18 protein-coding genes and 1 tRNA gene are annotated in these 21093 nt (G+C 60.6%); 14 read left to right on the forward strand and 5 right to left on the reverse strand.

The annotated features are described in order from the left end of the window. Positions 1 to 148 precede the first annotated feature (148 nt). Positions 149 to 721: an RNA polymerase sigma factor gene (locus tag PSH86_RS01035; protein WP_305487215.1), complete on the forward strand. Its 573-nt coding sequence runs from the start codon at positions 149 to 151 to the stop codon at positions 719 to 721. Then, complete coding sequence (locus PSH86_RS01040; RefSeq protein ID WP_305487217.1) at positions 718 to 1335, forward strand: hypothetical protein; 618 nt, start codon at positions 718 to 720, stop codon at positions 1333 to 1335. Before PSH86_RS01035 ends, PSH86_RS01040 begins: the two co-directional genes overlap by 4 nt. Before the next feature lie 95 nt (positions 1336 to 1430). On the opposite strand, the gene PSH86_RS01045 is transcribed toward PSH86_RS01040, so the two are convergent. The 3 genes from PSH86_RS01045 to PSH86_RS01055 all read right to left on the reverse strand — a co-directional run bounded on the left by PSH86_RS01045 (position 1431) and on the right by PSH86_RS01055 (position 3013). Further along, the gene (locus tag PSH86_RS01045) at positions 1431 to 1955 is read right to left on the reverse strand and encodes an AidA/PixA family protein (RefSeq protein WP_109756568.1); all 525 of its coding nucleotides are present in this window, start codon (positions 1953 to 1955) and stop codon (positions 1431 to 1433) included. A 119-nt stretch (positions 1956 to 2074) separates the two neighbouring features. After that, complete coding sequence (locus PSH86_RS01050; protein WP_018606623.1) at positions 2075 to 2578, reverse strand: inclusion body family protein; 504 nt, start codon at positions 2576 to 2578, stop codon at positions 2075 to 2077. Positions 2579 to 2936: 358 nt separating this feature from the next. Continuing rightward, positions 2937 to 3013 (reverse strand) — tRNA-Arg (locus PSH86_RS01055). Positions 3014 to 3362: 349 nt separating this feature from the next. Between PSH86_RS01055 and gabD the strand changes: the two genes are divergently transcribed. The 3 genes from gabD (at position 3363) to PSH86_RS01070 (ending at position 7610) form a co-directional block, all read left to right on the forward strand. After that, positions 3363 to 4805, forward strand: coding sequence for an NADP-dependent succinate-semialdehyde dehydrogenase (gene gabD / locus PSH86_RS01060; RefSeq protein ID WP_109756567.1), 1443 nt, complete (start codon positions 3363 to 3365; stop codon positions 4803 to 4805). Between the two features lie 171 nt (positions 4806 to 4976). After that, positions 4977 to 6254, forward strand: coding sequence for a 4-aminobutyrate--2-oxoglutarate transaminase (gene gabT, locus PSH86_RS01065; protein ID WP_109756566.1), 1278 nt, complete (start codon positions 4977 to 4979; stop codon positions 6252 to 6254). A 138-nt stretch (positions 6255 to 6392) separates the two neighbouring features. Further along, positions 6393 to 7610 carry an HDOD domain-containing protein gene (locus PSH86_RS01070; RefSeq protein ID WP_176688819.1) on the forward strand — a complete coding sequence of 406 codons (1218 nt, stop codon included), beginning with the start codon at positions 6393 to 6395 and terminating at the stop codon, positions 7608 to 7610. Positions 7611 to 7660: 50 nt separating this feature from the next. On the opposite strand, the gene PSH86_RS01075 is transcribed toward PSH86_RS01070, so the two are convergent. Next, complete coding sequence (locus PSH86_RS01075) at positions 7661 to 8650, reverse strand: sensor domain-containing diguanylate cyclase (protein ID WP_109756564.1); 990 nt, start codon at positions 8648 to 8650, stop codon at positions 7661 to 7663. Positions 8651 to 8973: 323 nt separating this feature from the next. Then, entirely contained in the window at positions 8974 to 10158 is a 1185-nt protein-coding gene (desA, locus tag PSH86_RS01080) for a delta-9 fatty acid desaturase DesA (RefSeq protein ID WP_109756563.1), read from the reverse strand. Positions 10159 to 10304: 146 nt separating this feature from the next. Here desA and dibA point away from each other — a divergent pair, with 146 nt between their 5' ends. From dibA to PSH86_RS01125, 9 genes are all read left to right on the forward strand, one after another. Continuing rightward, positions 10305 to 12212, forward strand: coding sequence for a phosphodiesterase DibA (dibA, locus tag PSH86_RS01085; protein WP_109756562.1), 1908 nt, complete (start codon positions 10305 to 10307; stop codon positions 12210 to 12212). Between the two features lie 144 nt (positions 12213 to 12356). Then, on the forward strand, positions 12357 to 12539 hold the full coding sequence (oscA, locus tag PSH86_RS01090) for a sulfur starvation response protein OscA (RefSeq protein WP_109756561.1): 183 nt from the start codon (positions 12357 to 12359) through the stop codon (positions 12537 to 12539). Between the two features lie 137 nt (positions 12540 to 12676). After that, a complete protein-coding gene (locus tag PSH86_RS01095) occupies positions 12677 to 13690 on the forward strand; it encodes a sulfate ABC transporter substrate-binding protein (protein ID WP_116833893.1) in 1014 nt (337 codons plus the stop codon). A 198-nt stretch (positions 13691 to 13888) separates the two neighbouring features. Continuing rightward, the gene (gene cysT / locus PSH86_RS01100) at positions 13889 to 14707 is read left to right on the forward strand and encodes a sulfate ABC transporter permease subunit CysT (RefSeq protein ID WP_013692011.1); all 819 of its coding nucleotides are present in this window, start codon (positions 13889 to 13891) and stop codon (positions 14705 to 14707) included. A gap of 12 nt (positions 14708 to 14719) precedes the next feature. Continuing rightward, positions 14720 to 15589, forward strand: coding sequence for a sulfate ABC transporter permease subunit CysW (cysW, locus tag PSH86_RS01105; protein WP_063323502.1), 870 nt, complete (start codon positions 14720 to 14722; stop codon positions 15587 to 15589). Positions 15590 to 15592: 3 nt separating this feature from the next. After that, entirely contained in the window at positions 15593 to 16582 is a 990-nt protein-coding gene (locus tag PSH86_RS01110; protein ID WP_109756559.1) for a sulfate/molybdate ABC transporter ATP-binding protein, read from the forward strand. 289 nt (positions 16583 to 16871) lie between these two features. Continuing rightward, positions 16872 to 18242 (forward strand): cytochrome C, encoded by a 1371-nt coding sequence (locus PSH86_RS01115; protein WP_109756558.1) that lies wholly within the window; start codon positions 16872 to 16874, stop codon positions 18240 to 18242. Continuing rightward, positions 18232 to 18741: a sorbitol dehydrogenase gene (locus PSH86_RS01120; RefSeq protein ID WP_109756557.1), complete on the forward strand. Its 510-nt coding sequence runs from the start codon at positions 18232 to 18234 to the stop codon at positions 18739 to 18741. The genes PSH86_RS01115 and PSH86_RS01120 overlap by 11 nt, the downstream gene beginning before the upstream one ends. Continuing rightward, positions 18738 to 20960, forward strand: coding sequence for a GMC oxidoreductase (locus PSH86_RS01125; RefSeq protein ID WP_249015806.1), 2223 nt, complete (start codon positions 18738 to 18740; stop codon positions 20958 to 20960). Before PSH86_RS01120 ends, PSH86_RS01125 begins: the two co-directional genes overlap by 4 nt. Positions 20961 to 21093 lie beyond the last annotated feature (133 nt).

A 21093-nucleotide genomic window follows, 5' to 3' on the forward strand; every position in this document is an offset into this window, starting at 1 on the left:
CAAATGTGGGAGCAAGCCTGCTCGCGATTGCGGTGGGCCAGTCACCATCATTGTTGACTGACCTGACGCCATCGCGAGCAGGCTCGCTCCCACAGAATCCTCTGCAATTTGCAAGATTGTTCCACATCGAAAGGAGTTCGCCACCCACATGCCCGCTGCGCTTGATCCTCCCAGCGACGAATCGCTGCTGACCCGCTACCGCAACGGCGACAAGGCTTCTTTTGAAGTCCTCTACGCCCGTCATAGGTTAGGGCTTTACCGTTTCCTCGTGTCCTTGAGCAACAAGGCCGAACTGGCCGAGGAAGTCTTCCAGGAGACCTGGCTCAGCCTGATCCGCAGCACCACCCAGCCACAAGGCCGGGCGAGTTTTCGTACCTGGCTATTCCAGATTGCCCGCAACCGCTTGATCGATCACTGGCGCAAACACGGGGTCCACAACCCGTTGCACGACAGTTACAACGAGCAGCTTCACGTCCAGCCCGACGACACCAATAGTCCTGAGCAACAGCTGAGCCTGAGTCGCGACCAGGCCCGTCTCGATGCGGCGTTGCAGGCCTTGCCCGAAGATCAGCGGGAAGTCTTCCTGCTGCGCCTGCACGGCGACCTGGAGCTGCCACAGATCGCCGCCTTGACCGGCGCCCCGCTGGAAACGGTCAAAAGCCGCTTGCGTTACGCCCAGCAGAAATTGCATCGACTGCTGGCCGAGGAGGTACCCGCATGATTGATTCCCAACATATCCCGGATCCCGACGACGAAAGGCTGATCGAGCATTTCCGTCAACACGCCAGCGGCGAGCCTCCGGCCTCCCTGGACGCCTTCATTCTGGCCACCGCCCGCCGCGAAGCCCCGACACCGACGCCAAGCCTATGGCAACGCTGGCTGCAAGCCTGCCAACGGCCGCGCTGGCAAATGGCATTCGCCACAGTCGCCGGCGTGGCGCTGATGATTGGCCTGGTGCTGCGTTCGCCCGTGCCTCATGACGAGCTGTCCTCACCCGCCTCGATGGAGCTTTCCGCCGATCGGCAAGCGCCCGCCGTTGCCGCTGCACCGCCGCCGGCCATGCCCGCTCCTGCACCGATCACCCGCATGGCGCCCCAAGGCGAACTGGCCCGGGCCCCGGCAAGCCCGATGCAATCATTGGTGGAAAAACCAGCGGCGAAGATGAGCAAATCCGCGCCGGCTGCGCAGCCATCGCTGGAGCAAGGCTTGCTGGAAATCCTGCGCTTGCGCGAGGCGGGTGAGAGTAAGGCTGCTGATGAGAAGCTGCTGGCGCTGCACAAGCGTTTTCCCAAGGAAGACCTGCCGGCGCGGTTGGAGGCACTGCAAAAGCGTTGAGTAAACCTGCGTCGCTAAAAGCGTCCAGGTCCTGGCGACCTGGGCGCTTTTTTTTGCAAGGGGGTAACCTGGTTTAACGAGGGGCAGGCGTCCACTCACTCGACGATGACGTCAACTGCCCAACTGAAATAACCCGCCACTTCACACTGGCTGTTCACCAACATAAACCTCAACTCACTGCTCTCCTTGCCTTGACTGAGCGGTCGGCAACGCCAGAAGTGATCATCAGTCTGTTGGGGGATGGGTTGGGTGAGGTTTTCGACGTCGATGGCCGGTACGGTCTGATCGGCGTTTACCACCAACTCCGGCGCTGGCAGAACTTCTCCAGTCTCGACCGCAAATTCATAGAGCACCACGCTGTGCTCGGCTCGAAGGGCGATGGTGCGACTGCGTAGATGGGTGATGCGACCGAGACTTATGGGCAGCCCCCTGCTGTCGATTTTTGTATTGGACAGAAGGGCGCCTCCAAGAAGGAAAATGAAATGCTCATCAATGGGCGTTGGCGTATTCGGATCCTGGCTGGCCTGTGGATAACGCGAGAGCAGTGTCTCGGCGTCAACGATAAGGGAAACATGCGCAGTGCCTGTTTCGCTGGAAATAGCGCTGGGTTCGGTAGACATCACGGCTTCCTTTCATGATGTTGGCGGTAGTCGCGGCCGCTTTGGTAGAGCGAAACATCCTGTTTGGTCGCAGCGGCCGCGAGTTTGGTTGGCCCCTTGTCGCCAAGGGGCCGGCTACATCAGTTGTGAATGGAAATGAACGGGTCCCACGAGCAGCAGGCGACGATGCTGCAGTTGCGGTCGACGATCAGGAAGTTGAAGTGATAGGTCACTCGGCCACAAGCCAGGGTTTCCGAAGACCAGTAGTGGTTATCGACCTTTTGGCAACTGGGGACTGACGGGTTGCTGGTGTTGGGTACCGCGACGCAAGCGGTAGCCTTGCGCGGCGAGGGTGGGGAGATCAATTCGTTGCCCGCGTTGCCGATGAACTTGTAGAAGATCACCGCCGTTTCGAAACTCTGCGACAGGCTGGTTTCACGCCAGCGGATCAGATCGCCGACCTGGGCCTTCAAGTCGAGTTCGCCACCAGCCTGGCCGCTCACCACGTTGTCCTGGTTCGTCACCATGTATACGTGCTTGAAGTCGATCAGCGTTGGCGAGTTGGGGTTTTTACTAATGTTCGGGTAGTTTTTCAGGATGGTTTCAGTATCGATTGAAACCAGCACATCCGTGACTCGAGACATTATGAAGCTCCTTGATAGTAGGTCTTTGGCCTCGTGCCAAAAGACAATTACGTTTCACCGCGTCGCGGCCTGCGTGTGCACTATCGGAAGGAATTTTTTTGTCACGGATACGAGCTGGCCTGGCTCCATGCCGACTGGCTGACGATTCAGGTTCCTTCCTGCAGGTCGCGATGGTGACTATAGGTCGGATCAGGAAGCTGTCAAAAAACAAAATCATATTAACGAGGGCGCGCTCGGTGCTTCTGGATTTGCGCATCTGATGTGCTGGCTCGTGGACAACCAAAAAACAAAAAACCCGCACAGGGCGGGCTTCTTGGGGTGTTTCGTAGACTGTCCGGGACAGGTCTAGAATGGGATATGGTGCACCAGGCGGGATTCGAACCCACGACCACTGCCTTCGGAGGGCAGTACTCTATCCAGCTGAGCTACTGGTGCGACGCGGGCGCCATGATACTCATATGCATGGCGGGCGTCCATGCTGCTGATTTGCCGGTGTTTTCATGAGTCTGGGCTGGTGTCGGCTACGCTGATCAGAAAAAGCGGGCAAATTCGTATTTTTCGTTCTTTTTTTCGAACAGCCTATTGTCCTTCACCCCCATCGGCCCTAGGATTCGTTTGAGATTTCAAACGCTCTTGTCTGGGTGCTGAACCGCACGTCTGTGCTTATGTGCGTTATTTCTGTGCTTCAGCCCGGTGAATGATTTCCCTGACGGCAGCCCCCGAGGCGCCTTTCTACAAATCTAATTCGCTCCGCGCGTGCGCGGTGCTGTTAAGGAAAGCCGACATGCAGCTTAAAGACACCCAGTTGTTCCGCCAGCAAGCCTTTATCGATGGCGCGTGGGTCGATGCGGACAATGGTCAGACGATCAATGTCACCAACCCGGCGACGGGCGAAGTCCTGGGCACCGTGCCGAAGATGGGCGCTGCCGAAACCCGTCGGGCGATTGAAGCCGCCGACAAGGCACTGCCGGCCTGGCGTGCGCTGACGGCCAAGGAGCGCGCCAACAAGCTGCGCCGCTGGTACGAGTTGCTGATCGAAAACCAGGACGACCTCGGTCGCCTGATGACCCTGGAACAAGGCAAGCCGTTGGCCGAAGCCAAGGGCGAAATCGTCTACGCCGCCTCGTTCATCGAATGGTTCGCCGAGGAAGCCAAGCGCATCTACGGCGACGTGATTCCTGGCCACCAGCCCGACAAGCGCCTGATCGTGATCAAGCAGCCGATCGGCGTGACCGCGGCCATTACCCCGTGGAACTTCCCCGCCGCGATGATCACCCGCAAGGCCGGTCCGGCCCTGGCTGCCGGTTGCACCATGGTCATCAAGCCGGCTTCGCAAACCCCGTTCTCGGCCCTGGCACTGGTGGAGCTGGCACACCGTGCCGGCATTCCACAAGGCGTGCTGAGCGTGGTCACCGGCAGTGCCGGCGACATCGGCGGTGAGCTGACCAGCAACCCGATCGTACGCAAGCTGTCGTTCACCGGCTCGACCGAGATCGGTCGCCAATTGATGGCCGAATGCGCCAAGGACATCAAGAAGGTCTCCCTGGAGCTGGGCGGCAACGCGCCGTTCATCGTGTTCGACGACGCGGACCTGGATAAGGCCGTGGAAGGCGCGATCATTTCCAAATACCGCAACAACGGCCAGACCTGCGTCTGCGCCAACCGTCTGTACATCCAGGATTCGGTGTACGACGCCTTCGCCGAAAAACTCAAGGCGGCGGTCGCCAAGCTCAAGATCGGCAACGGTCTGGACGATGGCACCACCACCGGTCCGTTGATCGATGGCAAGGCGGTCGCCAAGGTGCAGGAACACATCGCCGATGCAGTCAGCAAAGGCGCGACCGTGCTGTCGGGTGGCAAGGCGATGGAAGGCAACTTCTTCGAGCCGACCATCCTGACCAACGTACCGAAAAACGCCGCCGTAGCGAAGGAAGAGACCTTCGGCCCGCTGGCGCCGCTGTTCCGCTTCAAAGACGAAGCTGAAGTGATCGCGATGTCCAACGACACCGAGTTCGGCCTGGCCTCGTACTTCTATGCCCGTGACCTGGGCCGTGTGTTCCGTGTGGCCGAAGCCCTGGAGTACGGCATGGTCGGCGTCAACACCGGGTTGATTTCCAACGAAGTCGCGCCGTTCGGCGGTATCAAGGCTTCGGGCCTGGGCCGTGAAGGCTCCAAGTACGGCATCGAGGACTATCTGGAAATCAAATACCTCTGCCTGGGTATCTGATCCGCTTCAAGCGCAAAGGGCACGAGAGCGCTGTCCCTTTGCGTGTTTTACCTGTTCTGTTTCTTGTGGCCGGAACCCTGTGGCAGTCGATCATCGCATGCTGTCGCAGTTGCCTCCCCGCCATGTATTCCTTGAACTACGCCGACCGATGAGCGGCGAATGAGGACTGTAATGAGCAAGACTAACGCTGACTTGATGGCCCGCCGTACCGCCGCTGTTCCCCGTGGTGTCGGCCAGATTCACCCGATCTTCGCCGAATCGGCGAAGAACGCCACGGTAACCGACGTCGAAGGCCGTGAATTCATCGACTTCGCCGGCGGCATCGCCGTGCTGAACACCGGCCACGTGCACCCGAAAATCATCGCCGCCGTGACCGAGCAACTGAACAAACTGACCCATACCTGCTTCCAGGTCCTGGCCTACGAGCCATACGTGGAACTGTGCGAAAAAATCAACGCCAAGGTCCCAGGTGATTTCGCCAAGAAAACCCTGCTGGTCACCACCGGTTCGGAAGCGGTGGAAAACGCCGTGAAAATCGCCCGCGCCGCCACTGGTCGTGCCGGTGTCATCGCCTTCACCGGTGCTTACCACGGTCGCACCATGATGACCCTGGGCTTGACCGGCAAAGTCGTGCCGTATTCGGCGGGCATGGGCCTGATGCCCGGCGGTATCTTCCGCGCGCTGTACCCGAACGAACTGCATGGCGTGAGCATCGATGATTCCATCGCCAGCATCGAGCGTATCTTCAAGAACGACGCCGAACCGCGTGACATCGCGGCAATCATCATCGAGCCAGTGCAGGGCGAGGGTGGTTTCTATGTGGCGCCGAAGGAGTTCATGAAGCGTCTGCGCGCCCTGTGCGACCAGCACGGTATCCTGCTGATCGCTGACGAAGTGCAGACTGGCGCCGGCCGTACCGGCACCTTCTTTGCCATGGAGCAGATGGGCGTTGCCGCCGACCTGACCACCTTCGCCAAATCCATCGCTGGCGGTTTCCCGTTGGCTGGTGTGTGCGGCAAGGCCGAGTACATGGATGCCATCGCACCGGGTGGCCTGGGCGGCACCTATGCCGGTAGCCCGATCGCCTGTGCGGCGGCGCTGGCGGTGATGGAAGTGTTCGAAGAAGAACACCTGCTTGATCGCTGCAAGGCCGTGGGCGAGCGTCTGGTGACTGGCCTCAAGGCTATCCAGAAGAAGTACCCGGTCATCGGTGAGGTGCGTGCACTGGGCGCGATGATTGCCGTGGAGCTGTTCGAAAACGGCGACTCCCACAAGCCGAATGCCGCCGCGGTCGCTCAGGTCGTGGCCAAGGCGCGCGACAAGGGTCTGATCCTGCTGTCCTGCGGCACCTACGGCAACGTTCTGCGGGTGCTGGTGCCGCTGACCGCGCCGGATGAGCAACTGGACAAGGGCCTGGCAATCATCGAAGAGTGCTTCTCCGAGCTCTGAGCCCGGGTTGTGCACTGATCCACAGAAACCCGCCTTTTGGCGGGTTTTTTTCATATCCGCGAACCTGCCAGTGGATTTTGGGCTGTCTGGAACGGCCACCAGCGTCTAAGGTGCAAGTATGGCAAGGGAGCATGCTGCATGACTGCTGTGGACTTACCCGCTGTACCACGAGTGTTGATCGCCGAGGCCGATCCGGCGTCCCGTGAGCTACTCGAACAGGTGTTGTCGAGTGTGCGCTGCGATGCTCGGGTGGACACCTGTGGCGAGGGCAAACAGGCTTTGGAATTGTTGGCGAGCCATCCCTACGATCTGGTGATCGCCGATTGGGAGCTGCCGGGGGTTGATGGCCTGGCGATCCTGCGTGGCCTTCGCCAGCAGCACCGTACCCCACCGCTGCCGTTCATCCTGATGAGCCGTCGAAACGACAGCGCCAGCGTGCGCGAGGTCTTGCCGCTGGCGCCGACCGCGTATTTGACCAAGCCCTTGAACCGGGAAAACCTGACCCAGCGTTTGCAGGGGTTGTTGTTGGGCGGCGGTGAGGAAACGTCCAACGACGCGCCGATCCCGGGAGCGGGGTTGACCCTGCCCACTTTTCTGGAACGTCGGCGTGATCTGTCCGAGGGCGCGCCTTTGATGACCGATGTGCAAGTGGCGGTCAAGCGCAGCCTCAACCCCGGCGGCCTGGACCTGAAACTGCTCGAAGAAGAAATCCGCACCGACCCGCAAATCACTGCGGTGCTGATCGCCGCCGCCAATAGCGCTGCCCAGCATCAGGGTGGTGGCCCGGTGCAGACCGTGGCCCAGGCGCTGCACCAGCTCGGCACCGGGCAAAGCATGAACCTGATCCTCGGCCTTACCCTCAAGCGCTGTGCCAGGCTTAGTGTCCCGTGCCTGGCGGATTATGCCGAGCGTTACTGGGAGCTATCGCTGCACACGGCCGAATACGCCCGGACGATGGCGCGGTTGCTGGACCTGGAGCAGGAGCGCTGTTATTGCGCCGGATTATTGCATCGCCTGGGCGACCTGGCGTTGCTGCGCTGTCTGGAGGAGTGGAAACAGGCCGGTGGCGAGTTGGACGAGCCGGAGGAAGTAGGCGACTCGCTGGTCAAGTTCGGCGCCAGTTTTGGCTCGGCGTTACGGGCCCGCTGGCGTCTGCCGTTGGAGCTGCGAGAGTTGATCGCGGCGGTCTACAGCCTTGGGGGCGGGGTTTATTCCCGTGAAGCCTTAGTGATGAACATGGCGGCGCAGATGGCGCATCTGCCTGCCCATGAAGGTCTTGAAGAACTGGCCCGTGGCCGTACGGCGCGGTTGCTGAAGATTGGCTTGCCGGAGTTGATGCGGTTGCGCCGTAAATAAAGCCATCCAACCTCCGGGGGATGGCTGGATTCAATTGCACTGCGATTGCGTCAAGCGGCAATGATGCGGTTCTTGCCCTTGCGCTTGGCTTCGTACATGGCTGCGTCGGCGCGCGCGAACAGGTTGTCGAGGCTCTGGTCGTCGGCGGTGATGCTGGTCAGACCCTGACTGACGGTAATGCCAAAGGCCTGCTCGCCGCAGCGAAACATCAGGCGCTGGATTTCCCGTTGCAACCGCTCGGCGACCTGCAATGCCATGTCTGGGGCGCAGCCGGGGAACACCGCGGCGAACTCTTCACCACCGATCCGCCCGAACAGATCACCGCGCCTGAGCACGGACCGTCCGCTTTCGGCGATTTTCTGCAACACGTTGTCGCCTTCCTGATGACCGTAGGTGTCGTTGATTACCTTGAAGTCATCGATGTCCAGCAACAGGAACGCCATGGGCATCCCTTGTAGCCTGGCCTGCTCGAACTCACGGTTGGCGCATTCGAAAAAATGCCGGCGATTGCTGCTCTGGGTCAGCACATCGGTGGTCGCCAGGCGCTGCAATTCACTTTCCAGCAGCTTCTTTTCGGTGATGTCCTCGGCGATACCGACCACGATCACCGGTTGCCCGGGCTCGGCCTTGCGGTTGATGAAGCACTTGTCGCTCAGCCAGCGGACCTGGCCATCACCAGCGATGATGCGGTATTCACGGTCCTCGACGGCGCCCTTGACCAATACTTCGGCCAGGCTGCGTTCGGCGTATTCCAGGTCGTCGGGGTAGATTGCGTCGCGCCATTCATTGTAGTCAGCCAGGACCAGGCCTGCGGGGCGGCCGAAGATCCGCTCGTAGGCCGGGCTGACATACAGCACTTGCCGGGTTTCCCAGTTGAACGCCCAGAGCACGGCATTGACGCTGACCAGCAGCGAGCTGAACAACTGCTCACGCTCGCTCAGACGCGCCACTTCGCCTTGGGCATGCATCAGCGCCATGAGCGTCTGGGCCGCCTCGGGCCATTGAGGTAGGGAATAATCCTGTAGGTTCTTGTCGACCATCGGCACAAATCTCAAAGAGCGTGCACTGCTGTTGGTTCGCACGCACTTTTCTCCAAAGCCCGCCTGGATGGCGAAGTGCTCTTTGAGATAGGGGATTCTGGGCGAAGTTCCTTTTCAGGCGACGAAGGGCGGGGGATTTAGCGAGTCAAATTATGGGGTTGAACCTGTGGCGAGGGGATTTATCCCCGCTGGGCTGCGAAGCAGCCCTGAAACCTGATGGCGCGGTGTGTCTGGATCACTCGAATCGACTGTCTTGGGGCTGCTGCGCAGCCCAGCGGGGATAAATCCCCTCGCCACAGGAGCCCTTCACCACAGTGGTCTTGTCAGGCCGTGGCAGGCCTTAGCGAGTAGGTCTTGAGTTGGTCGGCAAACTCGCGCAGGGACTGGATGCCACTGGCCTCCGCCTCGTGGACCCATTCCTTGATGGCGGCGAGCATGTCGTGGCCGTTGCTGCTGGTCTTGACCCAGATCTGCTGCAAGGCCAGACGTTTCTCGTAGATCACCTTCAGCGCCTGGCTGTGTTCGAGCATGTTCTGGATGCGCACGTGGTGACGGTCGTCCAGCAGGCTGGTTTCCCGCGACAGCAGGCGTTTGGCCCGGTGGAATTGGTGCCGCACCGAGTGATCGACTTTCTCCAGTTCCTGCTTGACCAGCGGCGCGATGACCAGCCGGCGGTACTGCGCCATGATCTGGAAACGGTTGTTGAGAATCGCCATGGCCGTGTCCATGTCCAGGTGGCCCTTGCCTTCGACCCGGTGGGCGATCGGTGCAACCCGCTGGACCTTGGCCAGGCGCAGGAAACTGAACACCCGGATCCAGGCCCAGCCCAGGTCGAATTCCCATTTGCGTACCGACAGCTTGGCCGAGTTGGGATAGGTGTGGTGGTTGTTGTGCAGTTCTTCGCCGCCGATCAGGATGCCCCAGGGCACCAGGTTGGTTGCCGCGTCGCGGCATTCGAAATTGCGGTAGCCCACGGCATGGCCCAGGCCATTGACCACGCCGGCGGCCCAGACGGGAATCCACATCATCTGGATAGCCCAGATGGTGATGCCGATGGTGCCGAACAGCAGCAGATCGATGCCCGCCATGATCGCCACGCCCAGCAGAGGGAAGCGGCTATAAAGGTTGCGCTCGATCCAGTCTTCGGGGCAGTTCTTGCCGTAGATGCGCAGGGTTTCCGGGTTTTCCGCCTCGGCGCGATACAGCTCGGCGCCTTTGCGCAGCACGGTGGACAAGCCTTTGATGACCGGGCTGTGTGGGTCGTCGACGGTCTCGCATTTGGCGTGGTGCTTGCGGTGGATGGCGGTCCACTCGCGGGTGTTCTGCGCCGTGGTCAGCCACAGCCAGAAACGGAAGAAATGCTTGAGGCCGGCATTGAGCTCCAGGGAGCGATGCGCTGAATAACGGTGCAGGTAGACCGTGACGGCAATGATCGTGACGTGGGTCATCAGCAGGGTGACTGCCACCAGTGACCAGGCCGACAGGCCAAGAAAACCTTCGTACCACATAGGCTGTAGGGCCCTCGATAAAGATAGAAACTGCCGTTGCATTATCACCGGCCCTACAGATAAAACCAGTCGGCCTTTCAGATAAGAGTGGCTGGATGTTTCTTCCTCTATAATCCCCACCTCTTCGTAGGGACATGGAAGGCCGAATGACTGCCTATCAACGCAGTGCCATGCGCGTAGCGCTGCTTTATCTCGTGCTGTCAGTCGTCTGGCTGCAACTGATTGGTTATTTATTGAGCAGTTTCTTCGATCAATTGGCCGACAGACAGCGTTGGTTACTGATCAACGGTTATGCCTGGATCCTGCTCAGCGCTGGGTTGGTCTTCCTGGCGCGGGCACGGATCTCGCGGTTCTTTGGGAAAAGCGAGCACAGCGCCGATCGAGAGCGCCTGCGCCAGGCTGCCGCCGTCTTCGATTGCACCCGCGAAGGGGTGTTGGTCACGGACCGCAACGGCCTGATCGTGCACGTGAACCGGGCTTTCATGGCGATCACCGGTTATGTGCGTGAGGAAGTGCTGGGCCAGCGTCCCAATCTGTTCAAGTCCGGTCGCCATGGTCCGGATTTCTATCGCGACATGTTTGCCACCCTGGCCAGCCAGGGCGAGTGGAGCGGGGAAATCTGGAATCGGCGCAAAAGTGGTGAGATCTACCCGCAATGGCAGACGATCCGCGTCGTTCGCGATGATAACGACCAGATCAGCCATTATGTCGCGGTGTTTTCGGATATCAGCGCCATCAAGGATTCCGAGCACGAATTGGCTTACCTGGCCCATCACGACCCGCTGACGGGCTTGCCCAACCGCTTGCTGTTTTCTGATCGCACCGAGCAGGCCCTGACGTCGGCGCAGTTGCACAAGCGTGGCTGCGCGTTGCTGCTGCTGGACCTGGATCACTTCAAGAACATCAATGACAGCCTGGGTCATAACGTGGGCGATGAGCTGCTCAAAGGCGTGGCCGAGCGGTTTCGCGGGCTTTTCGCCCCGGGCGTGACCCTGGCCCGGCTGGGGGGCGACGAGTTTGCGGTACTGGTGGAAAACTGCTCGCAGCCAGGCCAGGCAGCGGCGCTGGCCCGGCGCATCCTTGATGCATTGAAAGAGCCACTGCGCTTCGATGACCACGCCTTGTTCATCAATGCCAGCATCGGTATCAGCCTGTTTCCCGGCGATGCCCTCAGCGCCGGGCAACTGCTGCGCAACGCCGATTCGGCCTTGTTCAAGGCCAAGAGTGCCGGGCGCGATGGCTACGCCTTGTACACCGAAGAGCTCACGGCCCACGCTCAGCAACGGGTCGAGATCGCTTTCGAACTGCGTCGCGCGCTGCAGGAACAGGAGCTGCGCGTTCACTACCAGCCGGTACACGACCTGGCGACCAGTCGCCTGATCGGTGTCGAGGCCTTGGTGCGCTGGCAGCATCCCACGCGTGGGTTGGTGTCGCCGGCCGAGTTCATTCCCATCGCTGAGCGCACCGGGCTGATCGCCCAGATCGACGCGTGGGTCATGGAGCAGGCTTGTCGGCAAATGTGCCAGTGGCAGCAAGCCGGCGTGATGCTGTCATTTGTCGCGGTCAACGTCTCCAGTCGATTGTTCGCCCATCACGAGTTGTTCGAGCAAGTCGCCCGGGTACTGCACGACACGGGTCTGGACCCCGCTTGCCTGGAGTTGGAAGTGACCGAAAGCGCGGTGATGGAAGACCCGGAAGTGGCGCTGGAGCAGATGCACCGCCTGCGGGAGTTGGGCGTGCGGCTGGCGATCGACGATTTCGGCACGGGTTATTCGTCGTTGCTGCGGCTCAAGCGCTTGCCGGTGCAGAAGCTCAAGATCGATCAGGGTTTTGTCGCCGGGTTGCCGTGGGATGAGGACGACGCGGCGATCGTCAGGGTGATCGTTGCCCTGGCCCGCAGCATGGGCATGCAGGTGCACGCCGAAGGCATCGAGCAGCGCGAGCAAGCGGTATTCCTGCTCGAACATGCCTGTGAGCTGGGCCAGGGCTACTGGTTTGGGCGGCCTGTTGCGGCGGTGCAACTGGACTGGAGCCATGCACCGGCTATCGCCTGAATATGTCGTGTGACTTGTCTGGTTTTTTGGTTATATAAAAATTCTTAAATAGTCTTTTTAAGAATATCTCGCTTTATCTAGTATTGCTCCCACGCCGTAAGCAGTGCCGCCCACTGCCAGGCATTCATTCAAAGGAGCAGCAGCATGAGCGTATCTCTACGTAGCGTTGACGGCCAGGACGAAGCAACCATCTTGCGCGAGATCCAGAGCGCATTGCGCGATCTACGCTTTGGGGCAGTGGAAATCACTGTGCACAACGCCCAGGTGGTCCAGATCGAACGCAAGGAAAAGTTCCGCCTGCAACAGCCGAGTCATAAGCCGTCTTGAAAAAATCTAGAAGATCGCAGCCTTCGGCAGCTCCTACAGGGGGGCTTGGCGTAGGAGCTGCCGAAGGCTGTGATCTTTTTACCGACCACCCGATTTCCAGAAGCCATAAGAAAACCAGAATTCCAGGAGCTTTCACTATGTCGTCAATTCGTCGTTATGCCCTGGCCGCCCTGGCCAGTGCTGTTTTTGCAGGTTCGGCCGTCGCCAAGGATTATGAGCTGCTCAACGTTTCCTATGACCCGACTCGCGAGCTTTATCAGGATTACAACGCCGAATTCGTCAGTTTCTGGAAGAAAGCGCACCCGGACGACAGCGTGAAGATTCAACAATCCCACGGTGGCTCGGGCAAGCAAGGCCGGGCGGTGATCGATGGCCTGCGGGCTGACGTAGTGACCCTGGCCCTGGCCGGCGACATCGATGAAATCGCCAAGCTGGGCAAGTCCCTGCCGGCGGACTGGCAAAAGCGCCTGCCGGAGGCCAGCACACCCTACACGTCCACCATCGTGTTCCTGGTGCGCAAGGGCAACCCCAAGGGCATCAAGGACTGGGGCGATCTGATCAAGAACGATGTGTCGGTCATTACCCCGAACCCGAAGACCTCCGGCGGTGCTCGCTGGAACTTCCTCGCCGCCTGGGCCTACGGTCTCAAGGCTAACGGGGGTGACGAAGCCAAGGCCAAGGAGTACGTGCAAGCGTTGTTCAAGCACGTGCCGATCCTCGACACCGGTGCTCGTGGTTCGACCATTACCTTCGTCAACAACGGTCAGGGCGACGTGTTGCTGGCCTGGGAAAACGAAGCCTTCCTGGCGCTGAAAGAAGATGGCGGCGCGGACAAGTTCGACATCGTCGTGCCGTCGTTGTCGATCCTCGCCGAACCGCCGGTGGCGGTGGTGGACAAGAACGCCGAGAAAAAGGGCAATCTTGAGATTGCCGAAGCCTACCTCAAGCACCTGTACAGCCCGGCCGGCCAGGAAATCGCCGCGAAGAACTTCTATCGTCCACGTGACAAGGACGTGGCCGCCAAGTATTCCCGGCAGTTCCCGAAACTGGACCTGGTGACCATCGACAAGGACTTCGGTGGCTGGAAAACCGCCCAGCCGAAATTCTTCAATGATGGCGGCGTGTTCGACCAGATCTATCAGGCGCAGTAAGCTGGACAGGCCTGAATGAGCTGATTGCAGGCTAATGCCGGACACTGAATCTGTGGCAAGGGGATGTTGTTGTGGGAGCAAGGCTTGCCCGCGATGAAGGCGATGCGGTCCTTTAGAAACCGAGTCGCCCCCCGTCGCGGGCAAGCCTTGCTCCCACCCAGTTTTGCTCCCACAGTGTGTTTTCAACCAAGGACCTTTATGTCGCGTCGCATATCCCCCGTCATACCCGGCTTCGGGCTGACGCTGGGCTACACCCTGGTGTACCTCAGTCTGATTGTGCTCATACCCCTGGCGGCGATGTTCGTGCATGCCGCCCAACTCACCTGGGAACAGTTCTGGGCGATCATCTCGGCGCCGCGGGTGCTGGCTGCCTTGAAGCTCAGTTTCGGCACGGCGCTGTACGCCGCGATCATCAACGGCGTGATCGGTACGCTGCTGGCCTGGGTGCTGGTGCGCTACACCTTCCCCGGTCGCAAGATCATCGACGCGATGATCGACCTACCGTTCGCCCTGCCCACCGCCGTGGCTGGTATTGCGCTGACGGCGCTGTATGCGCCGACCGGCCTGGTCGGCCAGTTCGCCACCGACCTGGGCTTCAAGATCGCCTACACCCCGCTGGGCATCACCCTGGCGCTGACCTTCGTGACGTTGCCGTTCGTGGTGCGCACGGTGCAGCCGGTGCTGGCCGATATTCCCCGTGAAGTCGAAGAGGCCGCCGCTTGCCTCGGTGCCAAGCCATGGCAGGTGTTCCGTCACATCCTCGTGCCGGCGTTGCTGCCGGCCTGGTTGACCGGCTTCGCCCTGGCCTTTGCCCGTGGCGTGGGCGAGTACGGCTCGGTGATTTTCATCGCCGGCAACATGCCGATGAAAACCGAGATCCTGCCGCTGCTGATCATGGTCAAGCTCGACCAATACGACTACACCGGCGCCACCTCCATCGGCGTGTTGATGCTGGTGGTTTCCTTCGTCCTGTTGCTGCTGATCAACCTGCTGCAGCGGCGCATCGAAACCCCATAAGGAGGCGCGAACATGTCCCAATCGTCTATTTCCGCGGCCTCCACCAACGCCGCTCGCCGCGGCAGTGCGACTTCGCGGCGAATCCTGATCGGCCTCGGCTGGCTGATCTTTGCGCTGTTCCTGCTGCTGCCGCTGTTCATCGTGGTGTCCCAGGGCCTGAAACTCGGCCTGGGAGCGTTCTTCACGGCGATTTTTGAACCTGACGCGCTGTCGGCGTTGAAGCTCACGGTGATCGCGGTGCTGATCTCGGTGCCGCTGAACCTGGTGTTCGGTGTCAGCGCTGCGTGGTGCGTGAGCAAATATTCATTTCGTGGCAAGAGCATGCTGGTGACCCTGATCGATTTGCCGTTCTCGGTATCGCCGGTGATCGCCGGCCTGGTCTATGTGCTGATGTTCGGCGCCCAGGGCCTGTTCGGGCCATGGCTGTCGGATCACGACATCCAGATCGTGTTCGCGCTGCCGGGCATCGTCCTGGCGACCATCTTCGTCACCGTGCCGTTCGTGGCCCGTGAGCTGATCCCGCTGATGCAGGAGCAGGGCACCCAGGAAGAAGAAGCCGCGCGCCTGTTGGGTGCCAATGGCTGGCAGATGTTCTGGCATGTCACCGTGCCGAACATCAAGTGGGGGCTGATCTATGGCGTGGTGCTGTGTACCGCCCGGGCCATGGGTGAGTTCGGCGCGGTGTCGGTGGTGTCCGGGCACATTCGCGGGGTGACCAACACCCTGCCGCTGCACGTCGAGATCCTCTACAACGAATACAACCACGTGGCCGCGTTCGCCGTAGCGAGCCTGTTGCTGATCCTGGCGCTCTTCATCCTGCTGCTCAAGCAGTGGAGCGAAAACCGAATCAACCGCCTGCGCGCCAGCGCCGCGGAGGAATAAGTCATGTCGATCGAAGTTCGTAACGTCAGCAAGAATTTCAACGCCTTCAAGGCCCTGGACGATATCAGCCTGGACATCCAGAGCGGTGAACTGGTGGCGCTGCTGGGCCCGTCGGGCTGCGGCAAGACCACTCTGCTGCGGATCATCGCCGGCCTCGAAACCCCGGACCAGGGCAACATCGTGTTCCACGGCGAGGACGTTTCCGGCCACGACGTACGTGATCGCAACGTCGGTTTCGTGTTCCAGCACTACGCTTTGTTCCGCCACATGACGGTGTTCGATAACGTTGCCTTCGGCCTGCGCATGAAGCCCAAGAACCAGCGCCCGAACGAAAGCCAGATCGCGACCAAGGTCCACGAATTGCTGAACATGGTGCAACTGGACTGGCTCGCCGACCGCTATCCCGAGCAGTTATCCGGCGGCCAGCGCCAGCGCATTGCCCTGGCCCGCGCATTGGCGGTGGAGCCCAAGGTATTGCTGCTGGACGAACCCTTCGGCGCCCTCGACGCCAAGGTCCGCAAGGAACTGCGTCGCTGGCTGGCGCGGCTGCACGAGGACATCAACCTGACCTCGGTGTTCGTGACCCACGACCAGGAAGAAGCCATGGAAGTCGCCGACCGGATCGTGGTGATGAACAAAGGCGTGATCGAGCAGATCGGCTCACCGGGTGATGTGTATGAAAACCCGGCCAGCGACTTTGTGTATCACTTCCTCGGCGACTCGAACCGCCTGCACTTGGGTGAGGACCGGCATGTGCTGTTCCGCCCTCACGAAGTGTCCCTGTCGCGCTCGGAGCTGGAAGACCACCATGCCGCCGAAGTGCGGGATATTCGCCCGCTCGGCGCCACCACTCGGGTAACCCTGAAGGTGGAAGGCCAGAGCGAATTGATCGAAGCCGAAGTGGTTAAGGACCACGACAGCCTGGTGGGCCTGGCGAAGGGCGAGACGCTGTTCTTCAAGCCGAAGGTCTGGCAGAAAGTCTCAAACCTTTAAAAGCAAAAAGCATCGCGAGCGGGCTCGCTCCCACAGTAGAACTTCAGTGAACACAATATTTGTGTACTTATGGAGATCCATTGTGGGAGCGAGCCTGCTCGCGATGGCGCCCTCACTGACACCTCGAGTCGAATCCGAATAACACCGCCCGACCTTGCTTCGATTGGTTCTACTCCACCACCTTTTCCCATCTCAAACCCTACCTAGACTCTGACTTGCCAGGAGGCAGTGAGAGTCTAGGTAAGGACCGGTGTTATCTCCTGGCGCCCTGATGCCAAGGAGATAAAGCATGAGAATGGAAGTCAGTCGGCACGGCCCGTTTGGCTGTGCCTTGATAAGCGTTTTATTGAGCCCATCCGTCAGCGCCACCCCCTCGTTATCGCCGCAGATACCATTCGATGTCACGGTTACCGGCCAACATCCCACTCTGGTCAGCCTTCAGCGCGATTTCGACGACCTGTCATGGCAGACCTTCATTGCCCTGAACTGGCCCGCGCTGGACAACGGCAATCCCAATACCGGCACCTCTATCGGCAAGCAGGATGGCGCCACGGTGTGGGAAAGCTGGAAAGAGAGCTACCAGATCTTCCGGGCCAAGGGCCAGACGCCGCTGCCCTGGAACGCCCCGGCAAGCCTCCCCGACGCGTGCAAGTCACTCAAGCCCGGCCGGTTGTTGCAGCAGATGGGCAAGGTACCCGATGTGCTGGATGAGTTTATCCAGCCCTTCGAGAGCGGCCCGCTGGTGGACCAGAACGGCGTCTACACGCGCAACGAAATCGTGGTCAACCAATCGATGTTCAACGGGATCGTCGACAATGGCCTGTATAGCATCGAAGGCCAGCAGAAGTTCTTTGCCGCCAATCCGAAGAACGCCGTGGCCTTCAGCTGCGGTTCCACCGAGAGCCAGCAGGTCGGTGCGGTGATGGTGAAAGCGTCGTGGAAAGTGCTGGGCCCCAATGACAACCGGCAGGATTTTCACACCGTCGATGCGCTGGTCTATACCCCGGGCAACAGCGACCCGAGCCATGGGCCGATTGTCGAGGAGTCGTGCGTCTCCGAGCCGGTCGGGTTGGTGGGATTGCACATGGTCCATAAGACCGCCAGCGCGGCGCAATGGGTCTGGTCAACCTTCGAGCATGTGAAGAATGTGCCGGACAAAAACACCCCCGTCGCCCAGCGGACTGGGCCATATCTGTTCTACAACGCGGCCAGCAAAAGCGATATCAACCAGCCGCCGCCACGGCCCTGGAACCCGGCGGTCAAGGCGACGCCCTCGCAAATCGTGCGCGACGTGCCGCTGACCGACGCCACCAAAAACCTCAATACCACCTATCAAGCGCTGTTGCGCACGGTGAACCCGCAGAGCGTCTGGGCGAACTATCAACTGATCAGTACCCAGTGGCCGTCGGCACCACAGCCGAACTGCCAGATATCAGCCGCCAACCCGTTGGGCAGTCCCGCGCCGTTGTTCCTGGCCAACGCCACGCTGGAAACCTACATCCAGGGCACGGTGCCCCAGGCATCTTCCAGTTGCATGGCCTGTCACGGCAATGCGGCCACCCATGTCACCGAGTCACCGCGTACCAGCTTCGCGGATTTCACCTATTTACTCGAACGCGCACAGTCCACTGGCGGACAAGGAGTCAACCATGAGCAGTGATCTGGACAATTTCGTAGGCCTGTCATCGGCCCTGACCGGCATTCCCACCGATCGGCTGGCACCGACGATCGACCAGGTAGGTTTGCCGTCGACTTTTCTCGCGTTCATCACCCCGCGTATCACCCCTGAGGTGCTCAACACGTTACTGACGCAATACGCCACGCTGGCGGCCGACCACATCCCGCCCGACCAGATCGCCAAGGCGGTGCTGATGGACGGATCGCGCCCAGCCGTCACGCAGACCGCCCAAGCCGCGCGTTCGATCATGAAGCTGTGGTTGCTGGGGGTCTGGTATCAGCCGTATGCCACTGGCAGCTACAAATCGACCGATTCGACGGTGGTGTCCGACCAGGCCTACATCCAGAGCTGGGCCTGGAAAATTGCCCAGGCCCATCCCATGGGCTACAGCGAGATGTTTTTCGGCTATTGGAACACCACGCCGCCCAGCCTTGAGGACTACACCGGCGTGCCCGCCAACGATCAGGGAGCCTCGTCATGAGTACCGAACAAGCAGAGGTGATCATCGTTGGCGCGGGGCTGGCCGGCAGTATCATCGCTTATCAGTTGGGCATGGCCGGCGTCGATGTACTGGTGCTCGAATCGGGTCCGGAGATCCCGGTCAACCGCACGCAATACCTGGAGCGCTTCTACACCGCCACGCTGAAAACCCCGGAATCCCCTTATCCGCCGGTGTCGACCCTGGATACACCGCGTGACCCGGCCAAGGAAAATGCCCCTCGGGCCACCATCGCCGACCTGATCCTCGGCTGGAACGAGCCGAAAACCAGCTACCTGGTGCAGAAAGGTCCGCTGCCCTTCAACAGCACCTATGAACGGGTGGGCGGCGGCACGACCTGGCATTGGGTCGGGACGTGCCTGCGCATGGTACCGAACGATTTTCGCCTGAGGAGCAAGTACGGCGTAGGGGTGGATTGGCCCATTGGTTACGACGACCTGCAAAGCGCCTATTGCCGGGCCGAGGCGGAAATCGGGGTGTCGGCCAATGTCGCCGACCAGGCCTACCTGGGCATGACCTTTCCCGAAGGTTATTCCTTCCCGATGCACAGCATCCCGTTGTCGCTGGTCGATGGCAGTTTCGTCAGCGCCGTGACCGGGCAGACGTTCGACGGCTTGCCGCTGGTGGTCAGCCCTACGCCGGCCGGGCGCAACTCCCAGCCCTACGCCGGGCGTCGGGTGTGTGCCGGCAATACCAACTGCACGCCGATCTGCCCGATCCAGGCCAAGTACGACGCGACCGTGACCATGAACAAGGCCCTGTCCACCGGCAAGGTCCGGGTCATGTACCGGACCGTGGCCAGCAAAGTGACGGTGGGCCCGGACAAGAACATCAATGGCGTCGAATTCATTCAATACCAGCTTGGCGACGGACCGCAGACGGGAACCGGCGTGGCCATCGGGCAGCGTTACGTGATCGCGGCCCATGCCATTGAAACCCCTAAATTGTTGCTCAACTCCAAGACCCCGGCCTGGCCCAACGGCGTGGCCAACAGCAGTGGGCAAGTGGGACGCAGTTTGTCCGACCACCCGATTTACCTGGCCTGGGGGCTGATGCCGGAAGGCAAGACGGTATTTCCATACCGTGGCCCGGTGTCCACGGCGGGCATCGAGAGCCTGCGTGATGGCGACTTTCGCAGCCAGCGAGCGGCATGGCGCATCGAAATCGGCAACGAGGGCTGGAACTGGCCGGTGGGCGACCCTTACGTCACCGTGGCCGATTTTATCGACGGCAAGAACAAAAGTTGCACCAACCCGTTGCCATCGAAAGAGAACCCGCCGCCGCCCACTGAGGCGCTTTACGGCACGGCGCTGATTCAACGGCTCAACGACCTGTTCATCCGCCAGTTTCGGATCGGTTTTTTGGTGGAGCAGGTGGAGGAGCATCCCGACCAGTCCAATAGCTACATCGTGCCCTCGACGGACAAGCTCACGGACGGGCTCGGCATTCTCCGGCCGGAAATCCACTACGACCTGTCCGATTACACCAAGGAAGGTTTCAGGCAGGCGAAGATACTGGCGAGCCACATCATCAAGGACCTGCTCGGGGCCGTGGAACTGACGGCACCTATTGGCAAAGGGACCTTCAGGTACAAAGACGAGGATTACAGCTTCCAGGGCGCCGGGCACCTGATGGGGACTTATCGCATGGGCGATGACCCGGCCAAGTCGGTGGTGGACAAGTATCAACGCAGTTGGGACCACAAGAACCTGTTCCTGGTGGGCGATGGCGTGTTCCCCAGCACCGGCACCTCGAATCCGAGCCTGACGATTGCGGCGCTGTCGTTCCAGGCCGGGGACACCGTGGCCAACGACCTGAAGGCGGTGACGATGCAGGTCCAATCCAACATCGCCTGGCAGGGCACTGGAGTGCAGGTCAACGGGTTGGTACCGCGCCTGGTTCGTTACGTCAGCGGGTTATGGTGCGCGAGTCCGCAGGGTGGCAATGTCGATGGGAAGGGCGGTTCCAGGCACATCGACTACAGCAGCTATGCGTTGCCCGGTGCGGCCGAAGGCGCCTTGATCGGTCGCGTGGGCAATGGTGGCAAGCCGTTCCTGGTGGGTGATCTGGCGCAGGTTCCGGGCGACCAGCAAGGGGAGCTGCAACTGTGCATCAACGATGACCTGACCGGGCAGTACGGGTCTGGCTTGAAAGATAACACCGGTGCGCTGACGATTCGGGTCGAGTTTGGTGCGCTGTAACGCTTGAGCGGTAGGGTTCACCTCCTGTGGGAGCGAGCTTGTGGGAGCAAGGCTTGCCCGCGATGCAAACACCTCGGTGTAGCTGATAGACCGAGGCGATGCCATCGCGGGCAAGCCTTGCTCCCACAGACTC

This window comes from Pseudomonas sp. FP2300, assembly GCF_030687595.1.
Lineage (GTDB): Bacteria > Pseudomonadota > Gammaproteobacteria > Pseudomonadales > Pseudomonadaceae > Aquipseudomonas > Aquipseudomonas bijieensis.

Coding starts and splice junctions, on each gene's coding strand:
- PSH86_RS01040 (WP_305487217.1), top strand. CDS start 718: ATGATTGATTCCCAACATATCCCGGATCCCGACGACGAAAGGCTGATC.
- PSH86_RS01115 (WP_109756558.1), top strand. CDS start 16,872: ATGAGAATGGAAGTCAGTCGGCACGGCCCGTTTGGCTGTGCCTTGATA.
- PSH86_RS01095 (WP_116833893.1), top strand. CDS start 12,677: ATGTCGTCAATTCGTCGTTATGCCCTGGCCGCCCTGGCCAGTGCTGTT.
- PSH86_RS01075 (WP_109756564.1), bottom strand. CDS start 8,650: ATGGTCGACAAGAACCTACAGGATTATTCCCTACCTCAATGGCCCGAG.
- gabT (WP_109756566.1), top strand. CDS start 4,977: ATGAGCAAGACTAACGCTGACTTGATGGCCCGCCGTACCGCCGCTGTT.
- gabD (WP_109756567.1), top strand. CDS start 3,363: ATGCAGCTTAAAGACACCCAGTTGTTCCGCCAGCAAGCCTTTATCGAT.
- dibA (WP_109756562.1), top strand. CDS start 10,305: ATGACTGCCTATCAACGCAGTGCCATGCGCGTAGCGCTGCTTTATCTC.
- PSH86_RS01035 (WP_305487215.1), top strand. CDS start 149: ATGCCCGCTGCGCTTGATCCTCCCAGCGACGAATCGCTGCTGACCCGC.
- oscA (WP_109756561.1), top strand. CDS start 12,357: ATGAGCGTATCTCTACGTAGCGTTGACGGCCAGGACGAAGCAACCATC.
- cysW (WP_063323502.1), top strand. CDS start 14,720: ATGTCCCAATCGTCTATTTCCGCGGCCTCCACCAACGCCGCTCGCCGC.
- PSH86_RS01070 (WP_176688819.1), top strand. CDS start 6,393: ATGACTGCTGTGGACTTACCCGCTGTACCACGAGTGTTGATCGCCGAG.
- PSH86_RS01045 (WP_109756568.1), bottom strand. CDS start 1,955: ATGTCTACCGAACCCAGCGCTATTTCCAGCGAAACAGGCACTGCGCAT.
- PSH86_RS01050 (WP_018606623.1), bottom strand. CDS start 2,578: ATGTCTCGAGTCACGGATGTGCTGGTTTCAATCGATACTGAAACCATC.
- PSH86_RS01120 (WP_109756557.1), top strand. CDS start 18,232: ATGAGCAGTGATCTGGACAATTTCGTAGGCCTGTCATCGGCCCTGACC.
- PSH86_RS01110 (WP_109756559.1), top strand. CDS start 15,593: ATGTCGATCGAAGTTCGTAACGTCAGCAAGAATTTCAACGCCTTCAAG.
- desA (WP_109756563.1), bottom strand. CDS start 10,158: ATGTGGTACGAAGGTTTTCTTGGCCTGTCGGCCTGGTCACTGGTGGCA.
- cysT (WP_013692011.1), top strand. CDS start 13,889: ATGTCGCGTCGCATATCCCCCGTCATACCCGGCTTCGGGCTGACGCTG.
- PSH86_RS01125 (WP_249015806.1), top strand. CDS start 18,738: ATGAGTACCGAACAAGCAGAGGTGATCATCGTTGGCGCGGGGCTGGCC.